Genomic DNA, 22,315 nt, shown 5'->3' on the forward strand with positions numbered 1-22,315 from the left:
GCGCATCCCGCTGTCCCGAGCCCGACGATGCGCCTGTCGCAGTTCCACCTCCGCACCGAGAAGGAAACCCCCGCCGAAGCCGAGATCGCCAGCCACCGGCTGATGCTCCGCGCCGGCATGATCCGCCGCCTGGCCGCCGGGCTGTACACCTGGTCGCCGCTGGGCCTGCGGGTGCTGCGCAAGGTGGAGGCCGTGGTGCGCGAGGAGATGGACCGCGCCGGCGCGCTCGAGATGGCGATGCCCTCGGTGCAGCCGCGCGAACTGTGGGAGGAAACCGGGCGCTGGGAGAAGTTCGGCCCGCAGCTGCTCAAGATCCGCGACCGCAAGGAGCACGAGTACTGCTTCACCCCGACTGCCGAAGAGGCCGTGACCGACTTCTTCCGCCAGGAGTTCAGCAGCTACCGCCAGCTGCCGGTCAATTTCTACCAGATCACCACCAAGTTCCGCGACGAGATCCGGCCGCGCTTCGGCGTGATGCGCGCGCGCGAGTTCGTCATGAAGGATGCGTACTCCTTCCACGTGGACGAGCAGGACCTGCTCGAGAACGGCTACCGCCCGATGTACGAGGCCTACGAGCGGATCTTCACCCGCCTGGGCCTGCGCTTCCGCGCGGTCGCGGCCGACACCGGCGCGATCGGCGGCAGCGCCTCGCACGAGTTCCACGTGCTGGCCGACTCGGGCGAGGACGCGCTGGCCTTCTGCGAGTCCTCCGGCTACGCGGCCAACGTCGAACTGGCCGAAGCGCTCGCGCCGGGCGAACGCCCCGCCCCGTCGGAGCCGATGCGCAAGGTCGACACCCCGGTGCAGAAGACCTGCGAGGACGTCGCCGCGCTGCTCGGGATCCCGCTCGCGCGCACGGTCAAGTCGGTGGCGCTGATGGCCGAGGAAGGCTTCGTGCTCGCGCTGGTGCGGGGCGACCACGTGGTCAACGAGATCAAGCTGGCCAAGGTCCCCGGCATGGCCGGGTTCCGCATGGCCACCGAGGCCGAGATCCAGGCGCACCTGGGCTGCGAACCCGGCTTCCTCGGCCCGGTGGGCGTGCGCGACGACGTGCGCGTGCTGGCCGACCGCAGCGTGGCGGCGATGGCCGATTTCGTGGTCGGCGCCAACGCACCGGGCGCGCACCTGGCGGGGGTGAACTGGGGCCGCGACCTCCCCGAACCGCACGTGGTGGCCGATATCCGCAACGTGGTCGCCGGCGACCCGTCGCCCGACGGCAAGGGCGTGCTGTCGCTGGCCCGCGGCATCGAGGTAGGCCACGTGTTCGCGCTGGGCAAGCGCTACTCCGAAGCGATGGGCTGCACCGTGCTCGACGAATCGGGCCAGCCGGTGCACCCGTCCATGGGCTGCTACGGCATCGGCGTCTCGCGCATCGTCGCCGCGGCGATCGAGCAGAACCACGACGAGGCCGGTATCCGCTGGCCGGAGGCGATGGCGCCATGGCGCGCGGTGGTGTGCATGATCAATCCCAAGGGCAACCCGGAAGTGACCGCGGCCGCGGAAAGCCTGTACCGCGACCTCATCGCCGCCGGCGTGGAAACCGCGCTCGACGACCGCGGCCTGCGGCCCGGGGCGATGTTCGCGGACATCGAGCTGATCGGCATCCCGCACCGGGTGGTGGTGTCCGAACGCGGCCTGGCCGCGGGCACCTTCGAATACCGGGCCCGGAGCGCCGCCGCATCCGAGCAGCTCGACCGCGACGCGCTGTTCACGCGGCTGGCCCGAGCATGAACGGTTTCCGCGGATAATCGCCCGAACTATTCGCGCCGCATTATCCGGCGCCGCTCCGCGGGAACCCGATCGCCGCATCCATTATCATTGCGCGCGTGCCAAGGACGGGACTTCCCATTTTCAGACCGGAGCAAGTTTTGATGGCAATCGATTTGACTGCACTTTCTCCCAAGGAACTCGACAACCTCATCGCCGAGGCCAAGCGTCGCAAGACCGTGCTCAGGAAGCGCAAGCCGATCGCCGCGATCCGCAAGCGGATCGTCGATTTCGCCACCGCCGAGGGTTACACCATCGAGGAACTGTTCGGCGCCGGCGGCCGCGCCGCGAAGGCACCCGGCAGGAAGGCCGCGAAGAAGGCCACCGGGCGCAAGCTGGGCAAGGTGCCGCCGAAGTACCGCAATCCGGCCAACCCCTCCGAAACCTGGACCGGCCGCGGCAAGCAGCCGCGCTGGCTGGCCGCGCAGATCGCCAAGGGCAAGAAGCTCGAGGATTTCCTGATCAGGAAGAAGTAGGGCCGGCCGCGCGCCAGGCCTGCGCGGGGAACGCCGGCCATGCCGGCGTTCTTCGTTTCCGGTGGTCGCCCGCCGCGCCCGGGGCCTGGCGGCCTGCGGCCCCGGCTCAGAGGCTGCGCCGCGCCGGCAGCAGCAGGTTGCCCACCAGCAGGCCCGCGATCAGCGCCAGCAGCACGTTGACCACCGTGATCGCCGCCTGCTGGCCCGCGACCACGTCCTGCTGCTGCACCGCCACCAGCAAGGTGCGCAGGCTGGTGCTGCCCGGGACGAGCATGATGATGCCCGGCACCCGGATCAGCGCCCCCGGCCGGTTGCGCCATTGCGCGTAGCCGTTGCCGGCCACGGTGATCACCAGCGCCGAAAGGAACACCCCGATCGGGCTGCCCAGCCATTGCCCGCCCAGGCGCGAGATCTGGTAACCGGCGATCGCCGCGGCCATCACCAGCGCGATGTCGCGCCGCCCGCTGCGGAACAGCGCGGCGAAGGCCCAGGACGCCGTCACCACCGCGCCCCACTCCACCCAGGCCGGCTGCGGCCGCAGCGCGCGCACCTGCGGCTCCAGGCCGAGCAGCTGCAGCGCGATCAGCGCGATCATCGTGCCCACCGTGAGCTTGAGCAGCGTGGCCAGCGCCCCGAACAGGCGCGCGGTGCCCGAGATCAGGTGCTGGCTGGTGAGCTCGCTGAACGCATTGGTGAGCGCCATGCCTGGCATCAGCACGATCATCGAGGCGATGACGACGGTGTTGAGGTTGAGCGGCGCCACGAAGGTGGCCACCAGCGCGGCCAACCCGCCGGCCACCACGCCGGCCAACACTTCGTCGGCTTCGCGCATCTGCGGACGGCCGCGGCTGAGGATGCCGAGCAGGCCGACCAGGGTCCCGATCACCGCGGCGGTGGCGATGTCCAGCCACGGCAGCCGCAGCAGCCCGGCCATGCTCGCTGCCGCCAACCCGAACCCCACGACCTGCTGCAGGTGGCTGCGCCAGCCGCCATCGCGCTTGAGCGCGCGCAGGGCCGCGTGCCCTTCGACGATGTCGAGGCGGCCGGCCAGCACCTCCTCCGCGATCCGGTCGGCCTCGCACAACTTGTGGAGGTTGGTCTCGCCCGGCGGCAGCCGGATCACGCGGGTGGTATGGCTGACGCCCGGCGGCTGTTGCGGATCGCTGAAGCTCAGGATCAGGCCGGTGGGGTTGCTCCACGGCTCGCAGTCGAGCCCCAGGCGCCGCGCGACCGCCTCGATGGCGCCTTCCAGGCGCTGCGCGGTGGTGCCGTAGCGGTGCAGCTGCCCGGCGAGCTCGACCACGAACTCGATGCGGGTGGCGAAGGCCGCGGCGCTGGCGGCGGTGGGCATCTGCGGTGCAGGCATGGCGACAGGATCGCATGACCCGCGCCGGCGCGGCAGCCGGGCGCCGCCGGCTGCCGTCGAAGGGGGCTTGCCTGTATCCTCGCCTGCGATGACTGCGCCCACGCCACAGCCGCCGTCCGCCACCGCCGACCCTGCCGATCCGTCGGTGCTGCGCCTGTCCGGACACTGGACGATCGGACAGGCGCACGAGATCGGGAAGGTCCTGCGCGCGGCGCCCGGCGACGCCCGTTGCGTCGACGCCACGGCCGTGCAGCGGCTCGATTCGCTCGGCGTGCTCCAGCTGTTGCGCCACGCCGAGCGCACCGGCATGGACTACGCGGGCTTCCGCTTCCGCGACGACCACCAGGCCCTGGTGGCGGCGATCGAGGACGTGCACGGCGGCCGCCCCGCGGCCAAGCGCGAGTACGGGTTCGCCGCCGCCCTGGCGCGACTGGGCTACGCGGTGCACGACAACGCGCAGGAGATCGTGGCCCTGGTGAGCTTCCTCGGCGAGACCCTGGTCAAGCTCGGCCGCACCGTGCTGGCCCCGCAGCGTTTCCGGCTCACCTCCACCGTGCACCACATGGAGCAGGTGGGCCTGGACGCGGTGCCGCTGGTGGCGCTGCTGTCGTTCCTGGTCGGTGCCGTGATCGCGTTCCTCGGCGCGCAGATCCTCGCCGACTTCGGCGCCACGATCTTCGTCGTGGAGCTGGTGTCGATCGCGTTCCTGCGCGAGTTCGGGGTGCTGTTGACCGCGATCCTGCTCGCCGGCCGCACCGCCAGCGCGTTCACCGCCCAGATCGGGGCGATGGTGAGCCGCGAGGAGATCGACGCGATCCGCACCCTGGGCCTGGACCCGGTGGACCTGCTGGTGATCCCGCGCGTGGTCGCGCTGCTGGTGATGCTGCCGCTGCTGACCTTCATCGCGATGATGTCGGGCCTGCTCGGCGGCCTGTCGGTGGGCGCCTTCAGCCTCGACATCCCGCCGCAGGCCTACCTGGCGCGGATGTACCAGGAGATGGAGCTGCGCCACTTCCTGGTCGGCATGTCCAAGGCGCCGCTGTTCGCGATGGTGATCGGGCTGATCGGCTGCCTCGAGGGCCTGCAGGTCAAGGGCACGGCGCAGTCGGTGGGCGAACGCACCACCTCGAGCGTGGTGCAGACGATTTCGCTGGTGATCGTGTTCGACGCGCTCGCCGCGATCTGGTTCATGTACATGGACTGGTGAGCATGGCCGCCGACCCCGACCTCCAGCGTCAGCCACCCGCCCGCGGCCAGGACCGGCCACCGGCGCTGATCCGCGTGCGCGGCCTGGTCAACCGCTTCGGCCGCCAGACCGTGCACGAGGGCCTGGACCTGGACGTGTACCAGGGCGAGATCATCGGCGTGGTCGGCGGCTCGGGCTCGGGCAAGTCGGTGCTGATGCGGTCGCTGATCGGCCTGCGCCGGCCCGATGCCGGCGAGATCTCGGTGCTGGGCGTGGACCCGCGCTCGGACGACCCGGCCGACCGCCTGCACCTGGAGCGCAGCACCGGGGTGCTGTTCCAGGACGGCGCGCTGTTCTCCTCCCTGACCGTGGGCGAGAACGTGGAAGTGCCGCTCAAGGAGCACCATCCCGACCTGCCCGATTCCCTGCGCTACGAGCTCTCCCTGCTGAAGGTGCGCCTGGCCGGGCTGCCGGCCGACGCGCTGGACAAGCTGCCCTCGCAGCTGTCGGGCGGCATGCGCAAGCGCGCCGCGCTGGCGCGGGCGCTGGCGCTGGACCCGCCGATGCTGTTCCTGGACGAGCCGACCGCCGGCCTGGACCCGATCGGCGCCGCCGCCTTCGACCGCCTGATCCGGACCCTGCAGCAGGCGCTGGGCCTGACGGTGTTCCTGATCACCCACGACCTCGACACCCTGTACACGATCTGCGACCGTGTCGCCGTGCTCGCCGACCGCAACGTGGTCGCCGCGGCCCCGCTGGCCGAGATCGAGCGGCACGACCACCCCTGGATCCGCGAGTATTTCCACGGGCCGCGCGGGCGCGCGGCCGCACGCGCGGCGGAAGGCGCCGCGCAGGAGTCCTGACGCATGGAAACCAAGGCCAACTACGTCCTGATCGGTGCGTTCACCATCGCGGTGACGGTGTTCCTGCTGCTGTTCGCGCTGTGGGCCGCGAAGTACTCGTCCGACCGCGGCTGGAACGAGTACCGCGTGGTGTTCCTCGAGCCGGTGACCGGACTGACCGAAGGCAGCAGCGTGCAGTACAACGGCATCGCCGTGGGCACGGTCGAGGACCTGATGCTGGCGCCGGAGGACCCGCGCCAGGTGATCGCGCGCCTGCGCCTGCAGGCCAGCACCCCGGTCAAGGTGGATACCCAGGCGCGGCTGTCGATGACCAGCCTCACCGGGCCGCCGATCATCCAGCTCACCGGCGGCAGCCCGGCCGCGCCGCCGCTGCTGCCCGGCCCCGACGGCGAGCCGCCGGTGATCGAGACCGCGGCCTCGGCGCTGCAGAACATCGCCGACACCGCCAACCGGCTGGTCGAGCGCCTCGACCAGGTGCTCAGCGAGGACAACGTGGCCCGCATCGCCGCCACCCTGGACCACATCGAGACCATGACCGGCGCGATCGCCGAGCAGCGCGAGGACATGCGCGAGATCCTGGTCAACGCGCGTACCGCCAGCCAGCAGCTGACCGTCACCATGGCCTCGGCCAACCGCACCCTCGACACCTTCGACCGCGAACTGGCGCAGAACCTGCCGCGGCTGATGGAGAAGATCGATGGCACCCTGGACCGGCTGGATTCGGCCGCACGCGGCGCCGATACGATCCTCAACGAGAACCGCGCGGCCATCAACAGCTTCGCCAACGACGGCCTGTCGCAGCTCGGCCCGACCCTGGGCGAACTGCGCAGCCTGATCCGCGACCTGCGCCGGATCAGCGACCGGCTCGACGCCAACCCCGCGCGCTACCTGCTCGGTCGCGACGCCCCCAAGGAGTTCGAACCGTGAACCACGCGGCCCCGATCCCGTTTCGGCCCCGCCGGGCCGCCCGCCTGATCGCGCCCCTGCTGCTCGCCACGCTGGCGGGCTGTTCGCTGCTGGGTGGCGGCGGAGAACGCGAGCGCTCGACCGTGTACGCGCCCGACCCGCGGGTCGCGATCGACCCGTCCGCGCCGGCGGCGACCTGGCAGCTCTCGCTGAGCCCGCCGTCGGGCGCGCGCGCCATCGACAGCTTCCGCATCGCGGTGCGGCCCACGCCCGGGGAGCTGCAGGTCTACCGCGGCGCCGTCTGGGCCAAGACGCCGGGCGACATGGTCCAGGACGCGCTGCTGCGCGCCCTGGAGGACTCCGGCAAGGTGCCGGCCATCGCCCGCCAGGGCGCCGGCGTCACCGCCGACTACAAGCTGGTGATCGATCTGCGCCGCTTCGAAGCCGACTACGCCGGCGGGCCCGCCCCCGCGGCCACCATCGAGCTGCACGCCAAGCTGATCCGCAGCATCGACCAGGGGATCGTGGCCGCGCGCACCTTCCACCACGCGGAACCGGCCGCCGGCACCGATGTCGCGCTGGTGGTGGACGCCTTCACCCGCGGGCTTGGAACCGTCACCGGCGAGCTCGGCAACTGGGTCCTCGCCGAGGGCGACGCGCACCGGCAGGATCTCCCGGCCCGCCCGGCGCCCTAGGCGCCCCGGGGCGGCGACGCGGGCACCCCGGGCTCCTCCCGGCGCGGAGCCGGTTCGCGCGCATCCGGCGTGCCCGACTGGCGCACGCACCCGGCACGGGCGCTGCCCTGCCTGGGCAGGGCCGTGCGCGCTGCACGCTCGTGCCCCGCCTGGCCGCTTCCCACGCCCGACGCGGCAGTGCGATCCGGCCCGTGGCGGCCGCCGCGCGCATCGGGCCCAAGAAAAGCCGGGCGCATCGGGCGCCCGGCTTCGCATCGCCTGCGACGGCGGCGACGGTGGTCCGTCGCCGCGACGCGTCCTCAGCGGACGATCGTCCAGCCCGCCGGATAGGTGCCGACCGGGCGCGAGGTGTAGGCGGCATCGCCCTTCATCAGCCAGATGTACAGCTGGCGCTGGGTGGTGTTGACCCACAGCACGTCCTCGCGGCCGTCGCCGTCGTAGTCGGTCACCGCCGCGATGGTGTAGCCGGCGCCCACGTTGCCGATGGTGGTGGTCTTGCGCACCTTGCTCCCCGCCATCTCCCAGTAGCCGAACTGGCGCGACGCCGGATGGGTCCAGAGGATGTCGGTGGCACCGTCGCCGCTCACGTCGCCGACGCCGGCGACCTGCCAGCCGGCCGGATAGGTCGACACCCTGGCCGAGTTGATGCCGCCGGACGCGTTGCCCGACCACAGGTACAGCTCGCGGGTGGTCGGGTTCACCCACAGGGTGTCGGCGTAGCCGTCCGCATTGAAGTCGCCGATCCCGGCGACCGAGAAACCCGCGCCGGCGTTGTTGAACGTGCGCGAGCCGGTGCGGCGACCGCCGTCCATCAGCCAGTAGCCGTACTGGCGGGTCGAGGCGTTGAACCAGTACAGGTCGCTCTTGCCGTCCCGGTTGGCATCGCCGGTACCCACGAGGGCCCAGCCAGCCGGATACGTGCCCAGCGAGCGCGCGGTGAACCCGCCGTTGCCTTTGCCCAGCCAGATGTAGAGGTCGCGCAGCGACGGGTTGCTCCACACCAGGTCCGCGCGGCCATCGGCGTTGAAGTCGCCAGTGGCGATCAACCTGTAGCCGTTCGCGATGTTGCTCATGGTCGAGCTGCCGGTACGGCTGGCGCCGTTCATCAGCCAGTACGCGAACTGGCGGTTGCCGGTGTGCTCCCACAGGATGTCGCCGAAACCGTTGCCGTCGACATCGTTGCGGGTGTAGGGCAGCGGCACCACGGTGGCACGGAACGCCGAAATGATCGGCATCGTCTGGTTCATGCTGCGGACGTTGTCCGCGCCGGCGCTGCCCGTGGGGCGGTTCTGGTAGCGCACCGACGGGTTGGCGAAGTGCGGGATCTCGAGCTGGCCGTCACCCAGCGGGTAGGCCATGATCGTGAAGAAGCCCGACGACGACGTCTCGCGGTAGCCGTAGGAATAGCTGTGCACGCCGGCGCGGCCGGCCGCGTCCTCCTGGTTGTGGGCCTGGCCCATCAGGTGGCCGAGTTCGTGCGCCAGCGAGAAGTCGCTGCAGAAGTAGCTCTGGCCGTCGCCTTCGTCGAGGTCCTCGCCGTCGCTGATCACCGCGTAGCCGAAGTCGGCGTCGCGCGCGGCCTGGATCCCCGAGCCGTTCATGCCGAGCAGCCAGGCGATGCCGCAGCCGGCGTGCTCCGGCTCGCGGTAACGGCGCAGGAAGGCCACCAGGTCGGCGCCATACTCGTCGCGCGCCTTGCGCAGGGCGTCGAACGCGGCGTTCGGCGTGATGTCCCTGCCGGCGCCGGCGTCGTAGCCGGTCATCTGCTGCAGCGCGTCCTCGTTGCTCGAGTTGTCGGCGTAGTTGACCTGCAGCGCGTACACCGGGCGCAGGCGCATGTTCACCCCGCTGTTGGCGTAGGCCTGGTTGGCCTGCGCCACCAGGTAGGACGCGCGGGTGCCCGCGGCGGAAGCGCCGCCGAGCTGCTGGGCCAGGCCGCTGGAATAGCCGATCAGCACGTCGATCACGGCCACCGCCTTGCCCGGTACGGCGGGCGCGGCCTTCGCGGCCACGCGCCGGGCGGCCGCCGCCATGCCCTGCTCGGGCGGCAGCAGCACGTCGTCGTGGTCGTGGCGGCCCGGGGGCAGGCGGGTCGGATCGGTGGTGACCACCCACGCGCCGTCGCGGTCGGTGCGCACGCGCAGCTGCTGGCCGCGATGGCTGACCATGCCGAACACCGCCTGGTCGCCGAAGGTCAGCACCGCGCCCTCGCCGTCCGGGCCGCGGCCGATCCAGGACCAGTTGCCGTCCGCGTGCTCCTCGTGGCGCTCGTAGGCCAGCTCGACGTTCTCGCCGCCCGGCGTGGGCACCACCAGCTTGCCGGTGGCGATCGCGTTCAGGGCGTGCTCTTCGCTGAGCGAGACCGGATGGAAGGTGTAGGCTCCGGACTGCCGGACCTTGCGCGCGTCGCCGTAGGCGAGCAGCTGGCCGCGGTCGGGAAGCGAGGCGAAGCCGGTCCCCGGCTCGCGCTGCGACGGCAACGCCTGGGCGGGGTCGGACGCGACGAGCGGGTCCGCCGTTGCCGGCCGCGAAGCAGCGGGGTCGGTTCCATGATCCGAGGTGCAGCCTGCCAGTCCGGCAACCAGCATCAATCCAAGCAGATGTTTGCGCATGTCTCGCGTCCCGAGTAGATGTCGCCCCTGAGGCGGGGAGTGTCGCAGGATACGCCGGCCTCCGCTGCTGCGGAAGCTAAATCACAGCTGAAAGCACCGGCGTCCGACCGGGCGGTTCACGGGGTTTCCGTGAACCCCACCCCGGTTTCCGGCCGGTTCGTCACCGCGTCGACCAGGGGGAAGGTGGCAGCAGGGACCGACCATCCAGCCCCGCATTGAATACCGCAAGGTCGGTGAGGATGCTTATCACCGGTGCCAGGCGCGCGCATTCGACTTGCCTGGACGGCGGCGCGGCGCGCGAGGTCCGGGCCTGCTCAACCGTGGCGGCGCCTGCGCGCGACCAGGATCGCGCTGGCCCCCACGGACAGGCGCCTGCCCGCGGCGATCGCGTCCACCTCGGGCCGGAGCAGTCGTTCCAGCGTGCGCACCGCCAGTCCACGGTCGACGCCATGCTCGAACTCGGCGCGCCCGGGAGGGGCCTGCCTGCCCAGCCCCATCCGGTACGGCAGCGCACGCAGGAGCAGCTGCGGCAACAGGAGCGGCCGGAAGTAGTAGCTCCAGTACTCGAGCTCGAAGATGCCGTCCAGCAGCTTGGACATCGAATCGAAGGTGTGCCTGCGGAAGTGGCCGGCGTCGACGTCCGCCTGCGACCACAGCCAGGCGTGGGCGGGGACGCTCATGTAGACCCGGCCCCCCGGCGGCAACACCCGGGCAAGCTCCTCGACCATCGCCCGATCGTCCTCGACGTGTTCGATCACGTCGAACAGGCCCACGGCGCCGACGCTGCCGGGACTGATGCGCGCCTGGAAGAAGTCCGCGCAGACGACCCGCTCCAGCCCCCGCTGCAGGCGCGCATTGGTGGCGCCCTGCACGCCCGGCTCCAGCAGGGCGACCGGCCAGCCGTCCCGGACCAGGCGCTGGGCGACGTACCCGTTCCCCCCGCCCACGTCCAGCAGCAGGCCGTCGGGCGGATGACGCCGCACCATCGCCGAGATGGCCTCGTTGCGGTGCCTGAACCAGAAGGACGCGTCTTCGATGTCGAAGCAGGCCTCGTGTCCGGCTTCGGGGTAGGACACGCTGGCGCCCGGGGCGTCCCCTGCCACCGGGAAGGCGATCCCATGGACGCCCTCGGCGAGGACCGGGCTGAGGTCCCGGTACCAGGTCATGCCCGTCCCCCGCGTTCCCGGCGGCAGCCCGGGACGGCCCGCGGCCTCGCGCCTGTCACGAGGCGAACCCGACCCCGGTCCTGGCCTTGAGCTCGTCGAGTTCCACGCCTGGCGCGGTTTCCACCAGATTGAGTCCCTGCGGGGTCACGTCGAAGACCGCCAGGTCGGTGATGATCCGGTCGACCACGCCCACGCCGGTCAGCGGCAGGGTGCACTCGGGCAGGATCTTGTGTTCGCCGTTCTTCGCCGTGTGTTCCATGAGCACCACGACCCGCTTGACCCCGGCCACCAGGTCCATGGCCCCGCCCATGCCCTTGACCATCTTGCCGGGCACCATCCAGTTGGCCAGGTCGCCCTTGTCGGTGACCTGCATCGCGCCGAGGATGGCCAGGTCGATGTGGCCGCCACGGATCATGGCGAAGGAGTCGTGGCTGCCGAAGTAGCTCGCGCCCGGGCGCGCGGTGACGGTCTGCTTGCCGGCGTTGATCAGGTCGGCGTCGACCTCGTCCTCGGTCGGGAACGGCCCGATGCCCAGCAGGCCGTTCTCGGACTGCAGCCACACGTCCATGCCCTCGGGGATGTGGTTGGCCACCAGGGTCGGCAGGCCGATGCCCAGGTTCACGTAGGCGCCGTCGGTCAGCTCCTGTGCGGCGCGGCGCGCCATCTCGTCGCGGGTCCAGGCCATTACTTGTCCTCCTGGCGGACGGTGCGCTGTTCGATGCGCTTCTCGGGGGTGGGGTTGAGCACGAGGCGGTCGACGTAGATGCCGGGCAGGTGCACGTGGTCGGGATCGATGTCGCCGATCGGCACGATCTCCTCGACCTCGGCCACGCAGACCTTGCCGGCCATGGCGCAGGCCGGATTGAAGTTGCGCGCGGTCTTGCGGAACACGAGGTTGCCGGCCTCGTCCGCCTTCCACGCCTTGACCAGCGAGAGGTCGGCCTTGAGCGCGGTTTCCAGCACGTACCAGTGGCCGTCGTCGAACTGGCGGGTTTCCTTGCCCTCGGCCACCACCGTGCCGTAGCCGGTGCGGGTGAAGAAGGCCGGGATGCCGGCGCCGCCCGCGCGCAGGCGTTCTGCCAGCGTGCCTTGCGGGTTGAATTCGAGCTCGAGTTCGCCGCCGAGGAACTGGCGCTCGAACTCCTTGTTTTCGCCGACGTAGGACGAAATCATCTTGCGGATCTGCCGTGTCTCGAGCAGCTGGCCGAGGCCGAAGCCGTCGACGCCCGCGTTGTTGGAGATGACGGTGAGGTTCTTGACGCCGGAATCGCGCAGCGCGGCGATCAGCGCTTCGGGGATGCCGCACAGCCCGAACCCGCCCACGGCGAGGGTCTGGCCGTCGGCGACGAGGTCGGCGAGCGCGGCGCGCGCGTCCGGGTACCGCTTGGATGTGCTCATGGAATCCTCGGCTCCGCTGGTGGGGTGATTCTACCCAGCGCCGTCTGCGGGTCGATGGCCGGGCGCGCCGCAAGCCGCGCCGGTCGTCCACCGCCATCGCGTCGCGGCCATCGCTTTCTGGGATCATAGGCGCATGAGCCGACGTTCCCGCGACCGCCTGCGCGCAGCCCTGTTCAACGCACTGCGCGCGGCGTTCCGCCTGCTGCCGCTGGGCGACGCCACGCGCGACCGGTGGCGCGAGTGGTTCGTGGCCCGTTTCCCGGCCCTGGTGCCGTACCGGCGCCGCGGCCGCCTGGTGGAGGAAGCGCTCGGCCTGGGCCACCCGGTCCGCGCCGACCAGCCCGCGATCGGCCACGTTCCCCGGCGCGACGGCACGCTGCCCTCGCCGCTCCCGGCGACGCTGGTCGCGTTCTACCTGCCGCAGTTCCACCCGATCCCGGAGAACGACGCCTGGTGGGGCCGCGGCTTCACCGAATGGCGCAATGTCACCCGCGCCCTGCCCCAGTTCGACGGCCACCACCAGCCGCGGCTGCCGGCCGACCTCGGGTTCTACGACCTGCGCGACGTGGGCGTGATGCGCGAGCAGGCGCGGCTGGCGCGCGAGTACGGGATCGGCGCGTTCTGCTTCTACTTCTACTGGTTCGGCGGCCGCACCCTGCTCGAAACGCCGCTGCGGCAGTGGCTCCGCGACCCGGAGATCGACTTCCCGTTCTGCCTGTGCTGGGCCAACGAAAGCTGGTCGCGGCGCTGGGACGGGCGCGAACAGGACGTGCTGATCGCCCAGCAGCACGGCGACGGGGACGACCTGGCCTTCATCGCCTACGTTGCCGACTACCTGCGCGCGCCCAACGCGCTGCGGGTGGACGGCAAGCCAATGCTGCTGGTGTACCGCCCGGGCCTGATGCCCGATCCGGCCGCCACCGCCCGGCGCTGGCGCGAGTGGTGCCGCGAACACGGCATCGGCGAGATCCACCTCGCCTACGTGCAGTCGTTCGAACGGCCGGACCCGGCCGACATCGGCTTCGATTCGGCGGTGGAGTTCCCGCCCAACCTGTCCCCGCCGCGCTCGATCTGCGAGCGGCAGCTGCTGCTCAACCCCGACCACCGCGGCGACGTGCTCGACTGGCGCGCGATGGCGGAGGATGCGCGGCGCCGCCCCATGCCCGGCTACCGCCTGTTCCCCGGCGTGAACCCGGGCTGGGACAACGAACCGCGCCGCCCCGGCCGGGGCCACGTCTACCTGCACGCCTCGCCCCGCGGCTACCGCGACTGGCTGCACGACAGCATCGCCCGGCGCCTGGAGGGCGTGCCGGCCGGAGAGCGCCTGGTCTTCATCAACGCCTGGAACGAGTGGGCGGAAGGGGCGGTGCTCGAGCCGGACGCGCGCCTGGGCCATGCCTGGCTGGAAGCGACCCGCCAGGCGCTGTGGCGCGCGGCGCGGCCGCCCGAGCCCGACCGCCGTCCCTGCGCCGTGGTCCACGCCTGGTACATCGAGGTGCTGCCGGAACTGCTCGAACGCCTGCGCGCCAGCGGCCTCGACTGGCGCCTGGTGGTGACCACCGCGCCCGAGCGCGCCGATGCCGTGCGCGACGCCCTCGACCGGGCCGGCGCCACGGCCGAAGTGCTGGTGTTCGAGAACCGCGGCCGCGACATCCTGCCGTTCCTGCACGTGGCCGACCGGCTCCTGGACGAGGGCGTCGACGTGGTGCTCAAGCTCCACACCAAGCAGTCCGACCATCGCTGGGACGGCGAGCGCTGGCGCGCCGAACTGCTCGACCGGCTGCTGGCCCCGGCCCGCGTCCCGGCGCTGCTGGAAGCCTTCGCCGCCGATCCCGCCCTGGGGCTGGTGGCGCCCGAGGGCCACCTGCAGCCTCTGGGCTACTTCTGGGGCGCCAACGAGGCCAACGTGCGCCGCCTGGCGACCCGGCTCGGCCTGCCGCCCTTCGACCCGGACGGCGACCGCTTCGTGGCCGGCAGCATGTTCTGGGTCCGGCTCGAGGCCCTGCGCCCGCTGCTCGACGCGCACCTGGACCCGCAGCTGTTCGAGTCCGAGCGCGGCCAGGTCGACGGCACCTGCGCGCATGCGGTCGAGCGCCTGTTCGGCCTGTGCGTGGGCGCCGCCGGCTACCGCGTCGAGACCGCCGCCGGGGCCTGCGGGGAGCCCGACCCTACCGACCCCGCCGCCCCCTACCCCTACGCGCGCCGCGACGGCTGACCCGCGTACTCGCCCGTACGGCAGCGGACGGGTAGAATCGCGAGGCTCTGCCCGCCGGCCCGCGGCGGGCGTCCAGATTTCTGCTCCGGGAGCCCCCACAAGATGAAGATCCTCGTCGCCTACAAGCGCGTGGTGGACGCGAACGTCCGCATCCAGGTCAAGCCGGACGGCTCTGGCGTGGTCACCGACGGCGTCAAGCTGTCGGCCAATCCGTTCGACGAGATCGCGCTGGAAGAAGCGCTGCGCCTGCGCGACAAGGGCCTCGCCACCGAGGTGGTGGTCGCCACGATCGCCCCCGCCGACGCCGCCGCGCACCTGCGCAACGGCCTGGCGATGGGCGCCAACCGCGCCATCCACGTGGTCGCCGACCAGCCGGTCCAGCCCCTCACCGCCGCGCGCGCCCTGCTCAAGCTGGTGGAGAAGGAGCAGCCGGACCTGGTGCTGCTGGGCAAGCAGGCGATCGACGACGATGCCAACCAGACCGGGCAGATGCTGGCCACGCTCTGGGGCCGGCCGCAGGCCACCTTCGCCTCGAAGCTGGAGATCGCCGACGGCAAGGCGACGGTCACGCGCGAGGTCGACGCCGGCCTGGAGACGCTGGAGGTCGACCTGCCGGCGGTGGTGACCACCGACCTGCGCCTGAACGAGCCGCGCTTCATCAAGCTGCCCGACATCATGAAGGCCAAGAGCAAGCCGATGGAGACGGTCCCGTTCGCGGACCTGGGCGTCGAGTCCGGCGACTTCCTGCGCACCACGCACCACGCCGCGCCGACCGGGCGCAGCCGGGGCGTGATGGTGAAGGACGTGGCCGAACTGGTCTCGGTCCTCAAGCAGAAGGGCCTGCTCTAGGCATCCACGCGGCCCGCACCGGCGGGCGAACCGGGCGGCGGCCCGCGCGCCACGCGCGACCCGCCCGACCACCAGGAGAGATTGCGCCATGTCCAACGTCCTCGTCATCGCCGAACACCTCGACGGCGCCCTCAACGCCTCCACCGCGCGCACCGTCAGCGCCGCGCTGGCGCTCTCGCCGGAGGCCATCGACGTCGCGGTGCTCGCCGCCGATCCGTCCGCCGTCGCCGCCGAGGCCGCGAAGATCTCGGGCGTGACCCGGGTGCGCGCCGTGGCCAACCCGGCCAACGCGCATCCCATCGCCCAGGTGCTGGCGCCGCAGGTCGCGGAACTGGCGAAGGACTACAGCCACGTGTTCCTGCCCAGCACCACCTTCGGCAAGGACCTCGCCCCGTGCGTGGCCGCGCTGCTGGGCGTGGCCCAGGTGTCCGACCTGATGGCGGTCGAGGGGCCGCACGTGTTCAAGCGCCCGATCTACGCGGGCAACGCGATCATCACCGTCGAGGCGCCGGCCGACCGGGTCGTGGTGGCCACCGTGCGCACCGCGTCGTGGCCGGAAGCCGCGCGCGACGGCGGCGCGCCGGTCGAGGCGGCCGGTACCTCCGCCACCCTGCCCACCCACACCCGCTTCGTCGGCCTGGCCCAGGGCAAGTCCGACCGCCCCGACCTGCAGAGCGCCAGGCGGGTGGTATCCGGCGGTCGCGGCGTGGGCTCGAAGGAGAACTTCGAGATCATCTACCGGCTGGCCGACAGGCTCGGCGCGGCGGTGGGCGCTTCGCGCGCGGCGGTCGACGCCGGCTACGTCCCGAACGAGCTGCAGGTCGGCCAGACCGGCAAGATCATCGCCCCCGAGCTGTACGTGGCGGTCGGCATCTCCGGCGCGATCCAGCACCTGACCGGCATCAAGGACGCCGGAACGATCGTCGCGATCAACAAGGACCCGGACGCGCCGATCTTCGAGATCGCCGACATCGGCCTGGTCGGCGACCTGTTCACGCTGCTGCCGGAGCTCGAGGCGGCCCTGTGACCCCACCCGGCGCGCGGGCTTCCGGACCCGGGCTTCCATGACCGAGGCCACGGACATCGTGCGCGGCCAGCCGCGCGCCGGGGCGCGCCATGCGCCCCGCCGCGCGATCAGCGTGGTCACGATGATGTACCGCTCCGAGCCTTTCCTTTCCGCCTTCCTGGAGCAGGCGCGGCAGGCGCTGGCGGAAGCGGGGTTCGACGACCACGAGATCGTCTTCGTCAACGATGGCTCGCCCGACGGCTCGGCCGCCTTCGTGCGCGCCCAGCAGGCCCTCGACCCGCGCGTGCGCCTGGTCGACCTGGCCCGCAACTTCGGCCACCACCGCGCGGCGCTGGCGGGCCTGACCTGCGCGCGCGGCGACCTCGTGTTCATGATCGATTGCGACCTCGAGGTGCCGCCGTCGGTCCTCGGGACCTTCCTGCGCACCATGCGCGACACCTCGGCCGACGTGGTTTACGGGGTGCAGGAGGTCCGCAAGGGCGGGCTGGTCGAACGCGTGGGCGGCCGGGCCTTCTGGCGCCTGTTCAACCTGCTCAGCGACACCCGCGTGCCGGAGAACGTGCTCACCGAACGGCTGATGCGGCGCGAGTACGTCGACGCGCTGCTGCAGCTCGGCGACCGCAACATCTTCCTGGCCGGCATGATGTACTGGACCGGGTTCCGGCAGGTCGGGGTGCCGGTCGCCAAGTCCCAGCGCGAGGGACGCTCCACCTACTCGTTGCGCAAGCGCGTGTCGCTGCTGGTGGAGGCGATCACCTCCTTCTCCACCGTGCCGCTGAAGTTCGTGCTCGGCGTCGGCCTGCTGCTGGTGCTGGCCGCGGTGCTGTTCGGGGCCTTCCTCGTGGCCCGCAAGCTGCTGTACCCGGACTCCGTGCTCGCCGGATTCACCGCGCTGTCGCTGCTCATCATCGGGTCGAGCGGCGTGGTGATCACCATGATGGGGATCCTGGGGCTGTACGTCTCGAGGATCTTCGTGCAAACCCAGGGCCGGCCTGCGTTCATCGTCCGGAACCTCGACGAACAAGGACAGGAACATGAAAGAGAACCTTGACCAGTACAAGGACGCCTACGAGGACTCGTTCCCCTACTACTGGGACGAGACAGTGCTCCTGGACGCCTACGCCCGCAAGCTGGTCGAGACCCTGAAGGACCGCAGGAACCTGCGCGCCCTGAGCCTCGGCATCGGCCGCCAGATCGTGAGCCGGACCCTGTTCGACAACATCTCGCTGCGCGAATACCACGTGGTGGAAGGCTCGCCGGAGATCATCGCCGACTACCTCGCCAAGGCGTCGCCGCCGGCCTTCGTGCAGGTGCACGAGGCGTACTTCGAGGACATCGAGTTCGACCAGCCCTTCGACGTCATCGAGATGGGCTTCGTACTCGAGCACGTGGACGACCCGGGCCTGGTCCTGCGCCGCTTCCGCGGCATGATCGCCGACGACGGCGTGCTGTTCGTGGCGGTTCCCAACGCGCGTTCGCTGCACCGCCTGCTGGGCCACGCCGCGGGGCTGATGCCCGACATCTACTCGCTGAGCGACTCCGACCGCGCGCTCGGCCACAAGCGCTACTTCGATTCCGACAGCATCGCGGACCTGGTCGAGGCCAGCGGCTATCGCGTCGAGGCGCGCCACGGCCTCATGCTCAAGCCGTTCACCACGGGCCAGATCCAGTCGCTGGGCCTGGGCCGCACCCTCGATGAGGCACTGATCGAGGTCGGCTTCGGGCTTCCCGACATCACCAACGGCATCCTGCTGGTCGCACGCCCCGGATGATCCCGGTCCTGATCGTCAGCGGCGGCGGGTTCCAGGGGCTGGGGCTGCTGGAGTCGCTGCAGCGGCTCGCGCACGTCGCGCCGATCGTGGCCGACGTGTACCAGGACAACGTCACCCGCTACCTCTCGCCGCGCTACGTGCAGGTCCCGCCGCTCGCCGACGAGGCGGCGTTCACCGATGCGCTGCTCGCGCTGGTCCGGGAGCGCGGCGTGCGCGCGGTATTCCCCGCGACCGCGCACGAACTGCCGCTGCTGGCGCGGCTGCGGGACAGGTTCGCGCGGGCGGGCGCGCAGGTCGCGGTCTCCGATCCGTCGCTGGTGGAGATCCTGCTCGACAAGCAGGCCACGCACCGGTTCCTGCTCGCGCACGGGCTGCCGGTCCAGGCGCCGGTCGATCCGGAGGACCATGACTTCTCCCGCCCCCTGTTCGGCAAGCCCCGGCATGGCTGGGGCGGGACGGGGACCGTCCTGGCCCGCTCGCCCGCGGAGGCCCGGCACGCCGACGCGCGCCCGGGCGGCGCGCCGCTGCTGTGGTTCCCCTACCTGGAGCGGTTCGAGGAGTACTCGCTCGACCTGGCGATCTCGCCGTCGGGCCACGTCTCGCCGCTGGTGCTGCGCCGGCGCCTGCGCACGACCGGCGGCTACGCCGCGATCTCGCGCACGGCGAGCCGGGCGCCGCTGCGGGCGCTCGCGCGCCGGATCGCCGATGTCCTGGCCGCGTCCGGCGGGCGCGGCATCCTCAACGTCCAGTTCATCGTCGCGGACGACGGCGAGCCGTTCGTGTCCGACGTCAATCCGAGGTTCGGGACTTCCGCCGTGCACGCCCTGGCCGAAGGCGTCAACCTGCCCGGCTTCTTCCTCGAGGACCAGGCGCCCGGCCCCGACGCCGACGCCCCGCGGCGCGCCGCCAGGACGGTGCGCTACCTCGAGACGATCGCGGTGCCCCTGCTGCGCCAGCGCCCCGACGCGGTGGTCTTCGACCTCGACGACACCCTGGTCGACCACAAGCTGTGGATGGCGGACAGGCTCGCCGCCGCCTACGACGCCGTCGCACGCGGATGGGCCGACCCGGACGCGTTCGCCCTCGCCGCGCTGCAGGCCATCGACGAGGGCGAACGCCGCTTCCTCATCGACCGGGTGTGCGAGACGCTCGGCTGGGAGGAACGCCAGCGCCAGGCCCTGCTCGAGGCCTACCGCCGCGCGCCGGGCGGCGAGACGCCGCTGTACCCCGACGTCGCCCCGGCGCTGGAGGCCCTGCGCGATGCCGGCCTGCGGCTGGCCGTCCTCACCGACAATCCGGTCGCCACCCAGCGCTCCAAGCTCGAACGTTCGCCCGTGCTGCGCGACCTGGCCGCGTTCTTCTCGCGCGGGGCCGGCGCGGAAAAGCCGGCCGCCGTGGCGTTCGAGGCCGCCGCGCGCGGCCTCGGGCTGTCGCCGGACCGGCTGTGCATGGTCGGCGACAACCTGTTCCGCGACGCGCTCGGCGCGATCCGAAGCGGCTACGCCTGCGCCTTCGTGCTCCACCGCGACGGCGCCTTCATCCATCCGCACCGGTCGCTGGCCGCGCGGATCCCCCTGCCCGGGGACATCCACCACGTGCGCGACCTGACCATCGTCCGGGAATCACTGCTGTCACGATGAAACAGCATCGCGTCGCCATCCTGCAGTCGTCCTACATCCCCTGGAAGGGCTTCTTCGACATCATCCACGACGTCGACGAGTTCATCTTCCTGGACTGCGTGCAGTTCACCACGCGGGACTGGAGGAGCCGCAACCGGATCAAGTCGGCCAACGGCCTGCAGTGGCTGTCGGTGCCGGTCGGCGCCGATACCCGCCGCAGGATCCAGGACGTGGCGATCCCCGACCCGTCGTGGCAGGCCCGCCACTGGAAGTCGATCCAACACGTCTACGCCAAGTGCCGCGGCTATGCGCGCTGGCGCCCGCTGTTCGAGGACTTCTACCTGGGCACCCGCTGGGACAACCTCTCGGCGATGAACCAGGCCATGGTCCGAACGATCGCCACGCAGGCGCTCGGCATCACCACCCGCTTCAGCGATGCCTCGGACTATGCCCCGGAGGGCGCCAAGCAGGAACTGATCCTGGACCTGGTCCGCAAGTCCGGGGCGACCCACTACCTGTCCGGGCCCGCCGCCCGCGCCTACATCGAGCCCGCCCGCTTCGAGGAGATCGGGGTGGAGCTGGCCTACAAGGACTACGGCGACTACCCCGAGTACGAGCAGCCCTGGCCCCCGTTCGAGCACGCCGTCAGCATCGTCGACCTGCTGATGTGCACGGGGGACGAGGCTGCCTACCATATCTGGGGTCACCGCCAGGCCCGGACCTGAGTCCGGACCTTACCGCCCCGCGCACTCCCAGACGCCAGGACACGCCATGCACGCTGCGACCGCCTACGGACTCGTGTTGCTCACCATCCTGCTGACGGTATACGGCCAGTTCGCGATCAAGTGGCAGGTCCTCGCCTCGCCGCCGATGCCGGCCGACCTGCACGGCCGTGCCATGCACCTGTTCCACCTGTTCACCAGCCCGCTGGTCGTCAGCGCGCTCGCGGCGGCGGTAGTCGCCTCGGCGACCTGGATGCTGGCGATGACGCGCCTGCCCCTCAGCCACGCGCACCCGATGACCGCGCTGACCTTCGTGCTCGTGGTGTTCGGCAGCAACGTCCTGTTCTCCGAGCCGATCACCACGCCGAAGGTGATCGGCCTGACCCTCATCGTCATCGGCATCATCGTCGGCGCCCAGGGATGATCCCCGCGCCCCGCCCATCCCTCCCGACGCCGGACACGGACCCGACATGATCCCGTTCAACAAGCCCCGCCTCGCCGGCCGCGAACTGGAATACATCCGCCAGGCCTGCGAGAACATGCACCTGTCCGGGGACGGACCGTTCACGCGCCGCTGCCACGCGCTGCTGGAACAGGACACCGGATGCGCGCGCGCGCTGCTCACCCACTCGTGCACGGCGGCGCTGGAAATGGCCGCGCTCCTGCTCGACCTGCAGCCCGGCGACGAGGTGATCATGCCCTCGTTCACCTTCGTCTCGACCGCCAACGCCTTCGTGCTGCGCGGCGCGGTGCCGGTGTTCGTCGACATCCGACCCGACACGCTCAACCTCGACGAGACCCTGGTCGAGGCGGCGATCACGCCGCGCACCCGGGCGATCTGCGTGGTGCATTACGCCGGGGTCGGCTGCGAGATGGACGCGATCGGCGAGATCGCGCGCCGGCACGGGCTGGCGGTGGTCGAGGACGCCGCGCAGGGCATCCGCTCGACCTACCACGGCCGGCCGCTCGGCTCGATGGGGGCGCTGGGATGCCTGAGCTTCCACGAGACCAAGAACGCGATCTCGGGCGAGGGAGGCGCGCTGCTGGTCAACGACGAGCGCTTCTCCGAACGGGCCGAGATCATCCGCGAGAAGGGCACCAACCGCAGCAAGTTCTTCCGCGGCCAGGTCGACAAGTACACCTGGGTCGACGTGGGTTCCTCCTACCTGCCCGGCGAGATCAGCGCGGCCTTCCTGCTCGCCCAGCTCGAGGCGCTGGACGCGATCACCGGCGAGCGCCTGCGGATCTGGGAGACCTACCACCAGTGGGCAGAGGCCCACGAGCGCGAGGGCAGGGTACGGCGCCCGATCGTCCCCGCGCACTGCACCCACAACGCCCACATGTACTACCTGCTGCTGCGCGACCTCGGGCACCGCCAGGCCTGCATCGCCAGCCTGAAGGAAGCGGGGGTGCAGGCGGTATTCCACTACGTGCCGCTGCACGCCACGCCCGCCGGCCGCAGGTACGGCCGCGCGCACGGAGAACTGCCGGTCACCGTGGACGTCAGCGACCGCCTGCTGCGCATGCCGCTGTGGATCGGCATCGACGGGCACCTGGACAGGATCCTCGCGGCGGCGGATGCGGCGCTGGTGCGCGGGTGAGGCCGCCGTCGCCGCCGATCGCGCCGCTGCACGCATGAAATAATTGCCGGCCGGCCCGCCGGGCGTGCGCACCAC

General features: G+C 71.4%; 19 protein-coding genes and 1 pseudogene. 15 read left to right on the forward strand and 5 right to left on the reverse strand.

Going from position 1 to position 22,315, the window contains the following annotated elements:
- The first annotated feature begins 27 nt into the window (after window positions 1-27).
- The gene (locus LUTJ29_RS0112145; RefSeq protein ID WP_027072749.1) at window positions 28-1,731 is read left to right on the forward strand and encodes a proline--tRNA ligase; all 1,704 of its coding nucleotides are present in this window, start codon (window positions 28-30) and stop codon (window positions 1,729-1,731) included.
- A 140-nt stretch (window positions 1,732-1,871) separates the two neighbouring features.
- Window positions 1,872-2,237 (forward strand): annotated as a pseudogene (locus LUTJ29_RS0112150) (H-NS histone family protein); the annotation flags it as partial.
- A 112-nt stretch (window positions 2,238-2,349) separates the two neighbouring features.
- On the opposite strand, the gene LUTJ29_RS0112155 reads toward LUTJ29_RS0112150, so the two are convergent.
- Window positions 2,350-3,609 (reverse strand): threonine/serine exporter family protein, encoded by a 1,260-nt coding sequence (locus LUTJ29_RS0112155; RefSeq protein WP_027072751.1) that lies wholly within the window; start codon window positions 3,607-3,609, stop codon window positions 2,350-2,352.
- A gap of 88 nt (window positions 3,610-3,697) precedes the next feature.
- Here LUTJ29_RS0112155 and LUTJ29_RS0112160 point away from each other — a divergent pair, with 88 nt between their 5' ends.
- The 4 genes from LUTJ29_RS0112160 (at window position 3,698) to LUTJ29_RS0112175 (ending at window position 7,259) form a co-directional block, all read left to right on the forward strand.
- Window positions 3,698-4,816: an ABC transporter permease gene (locus LUTJ29_RS0112160; protein WP_027072752.1), complete on the forward strand. Its 1,119-nt coding sequence runs from the start codon at window positions 3,698-3,700 to the stop codon at window positions 4,814-4,816.
- 65 nt (window positions 4,817-4,881) lie between these two features.
- The gene (locus LUTJ29_RS17330) at window positions 4,882-5,658 is read left to right on the forward strand and encodes an ATP-binding cassette domain-containing protein (RefSeq protein ID WP_051323013.1); all 777 of its coding nucleotides are present in this window, start codon (window positions 4,882-4,884) and stop codon (window positions 5,656-5,658) included.
- 3 nt (window positions 5,659-5,661) lie between these two features.
- Window positions 5,662-6,585 (forward strand): MlaD family protein, encoded by a 924-nt coding sequence (locus tag LUTJ29_RS0112170; protein WP_027072753.1) that lies wholly within the window; start codon window positions 5,662-5,664, stop codon window positions 6,583-6,585.
- Entirely contained in the window at window positions 6,582-7,259 is a 678-nt protein-coding gene (locus tag LUTJ29_RS0112175) for an ABC-type transport auxiliary lipoprotein family protein (protein WP_232221212.1), read from the forward strand. The genes LUTJ29_RS0112170 and LUTJ29_RS0112175 overlap by 4 nt, the downstream gene beginning before the upstream one ends.
- Window positions 7,260-7,558: 299 nt before the next feature.
- On the opposite strand, the gene LUTJ29_RS18170 is transcribed toward LUTJ29_RS0112175, so the two are convergent.
- The 4 genes from LUTJ29_RS18170 to LUTJ29_RS0112195 all read right to left on the reverse strand — a co-directional run bounded on the left by LUTJ29_RS18170 (window position 7,559) and on the right by LUTJ29_RS0112195 (window position 12,435).
- On the reverse strand, window positions 7,559-9,739 hold the full coding sequence (locus LUTJ29_RS18170) for an FG-GAP-like repeat-containing protein (RefSeq protein WP_051322984.1): 2,181 nt from the start codon (window positions 9,737-9,739) through the stop codon (window positions 7,559-7,561).
- A gap of 446 nt (window positions 9,740-10,185) precedes the next feature.
- The gene (locus tag LUTJ29_RS18175) at window positions 10,186-11,037 is read right to left on the reverse strand and encodes a methyltransferase domain-containing protein (protein ID WP_051322985.1); all 852 of its coding nucleotides are present in this window, start codon (window positions 11,035-11,037) and stop codon (window positions 10,186-10,188) included.
- 55 nt (window positions 11,038-11,092) lie between these two features.
- Window positions 11,093-11,722 (reverse strand): CoA transferase subunit B, encoded by a 630-nt coding sequence (locus LUTJ29_RS0112190; protein ID WP_027072755.1) that lies wholly within the window; start codon window positions 11,720-11,722, stop codon window positions 11,093-11,095.
- On the reverse strand, window positions 11,722-12,435 hold the full coding sequence (locus tag LUTJ29_RS0112195) for a CoA transferase subunit A (RefSeq protein WP_027072756.1): 714 nt from the start codon (window positions 12,433-12,435) through the stop codon (window positions 11,722-11,724). The genes LUTJ29_RS0112190 and LUTJ29_RS0112195 overlap by 1 nt, the downstream gene beginning before the upstream one ends.
- 133 nt (window positions 12,436-12,568) lie before the next feature.
- Between LUTJ29_RS0112195 and LUTJ29_RS0112200 the strand changes: the two genes are divergently transcribed.
- The 9 genes from LUTJ29_RS0112200 to rffA all read left to right on the forward strand — a co-directional run bounded on the left by LUTJ29_RS0112200 (window position 12,569) and on the right by rffA (window position 22,240).
- Window positions 12,569-14,650: a glycoside hydrolase family 99-like domain-containing protein gene (locus tag LUTJ29_RS0112200; RefSeq protein ID WP_027072757.1), complete on the forward strand. Its 2,082-nt coding sequence runs from the start codon at window positions 12,569-12,571 to the stop codon at window positions 14,648-14,650.
- A gap of 102 nt (window positions 14,651-14,752) precedes the next feature.
- Window positions 14,753-15,499, forward strand: coding sequence for an electron transfer flavoprotein subunit beta/FixA family protein (locus tag LUTJ29_RS0112205; protein WP_027072758.1), 747 nt, complete (start codon window positions 14,753-14,755; stop codon window positions 15,497-15,499).
- Window positions 15,500-15,587: 88 nt separating this feature from the next.
- Window positions 15,588-16,526, forward strand: a complete 939-nt coding sequence (locus tag LUTJ29_RS0112210) for an electron transfer flavoprotein subunit alpha/FixB family protein (protein WP_027072759.1) — start codon at window positions 15,588-15,590, stop codon at window positions 16,524-16,526.
- Between the two features lie 37 nt (window positions 16,527-16,563).
- The gene (locus LUTJ29_RS0112215; RefSeq protein WP_084524862.1) at window positions 16,564-17,577 is read left to right on the forward strand and encodes a glycosyltransferase family 2 protein; all 1,014 of its coding nucleotides are present in this window, start codon (window positions 16,564-16,566) and stop codon (window positions 17,575-17,577) included.
- Window positions 17,561-18,298 carry a class I SAM-dependent methyltransferase gene (locus tag LUTJ29_RS0112220; RefSeq protein ID WP_027072761.1) on the forward strand — a complete coding sequence of 246 codons (738 nt, stop codon included), beginning with the start codon at window positions 17,561-17,563 and terminating at the stop codon, window positions 18,296-18,298. The genes LUTJ29_RS0112215 and LUTJ29_RS0112220 overlap by 17 nt, the downstream gene beginning before the upstream one ends.
- Complete coding sequence (locus LUTJ29_RS0112225) at window positions 18,295-19,938, forward strand: HAD-IA family hydrolase (RefSeq protein WP_027072762.1); 1,644 nt, start codon at window positions 18,295-18,297, stop codon at window positions 19,936-19,938. Before LUTJ29_RS0112220 ends, LUTJ29_RS0112225 begins: the two co-directional genes overlap by 4 nt.
- A complete protein-coding gene (locus LUTJ29_RS0112230) occupies window positions 19,935-20,642 on the forward strand; it encodes a WbqC family protein (RefSeq protein ID WP_043741363.1) in 708 nt (235 codons plus the stop codon). Before LUTJ29_RS0112225 ends, LUTJ29_RS0112230 begins: the two co-directional genes overlap by 4 nt.
- Window positions 20,643-20,688: 46 nt before the next feature.
- On the forward strand, window positions 20,689-21,063 hold the full coding sequence (locus LUTJ29_RS0112235) for a hypothetical protein (RefSeq protein ID WP_043741365.1): 375 nt from the start codon (window positions 20,689-20,691) through the stop codon (window positions 21,061-21,063).
- A 46-nt stretch (window positions 21,064-21,109) separates the two neighbouring features.
- Entirely contained in the window at window positions 21,110-22,240 is a 1,131-nt protein-coding gene (rffA, locus tag LUTJ29_RS0112240; protein ID WP_027072764.1) for a dTDP-4-amino-4,6-dideoxygalactose transaminase, read from the forward strand.
- Window positions 22,241-22,315: the final 75 nt, after the last annotated feature.

This window comes from Luteimonas sp. J29 (genome assembly GCF_000472505.1).
Taxonomy (GTDB): domain Bacteria; phylum Pseudomonadota; class Gammaproteobacteria; order Xanthomonadales; family Xanthomonadaceae; genus Luteimonas.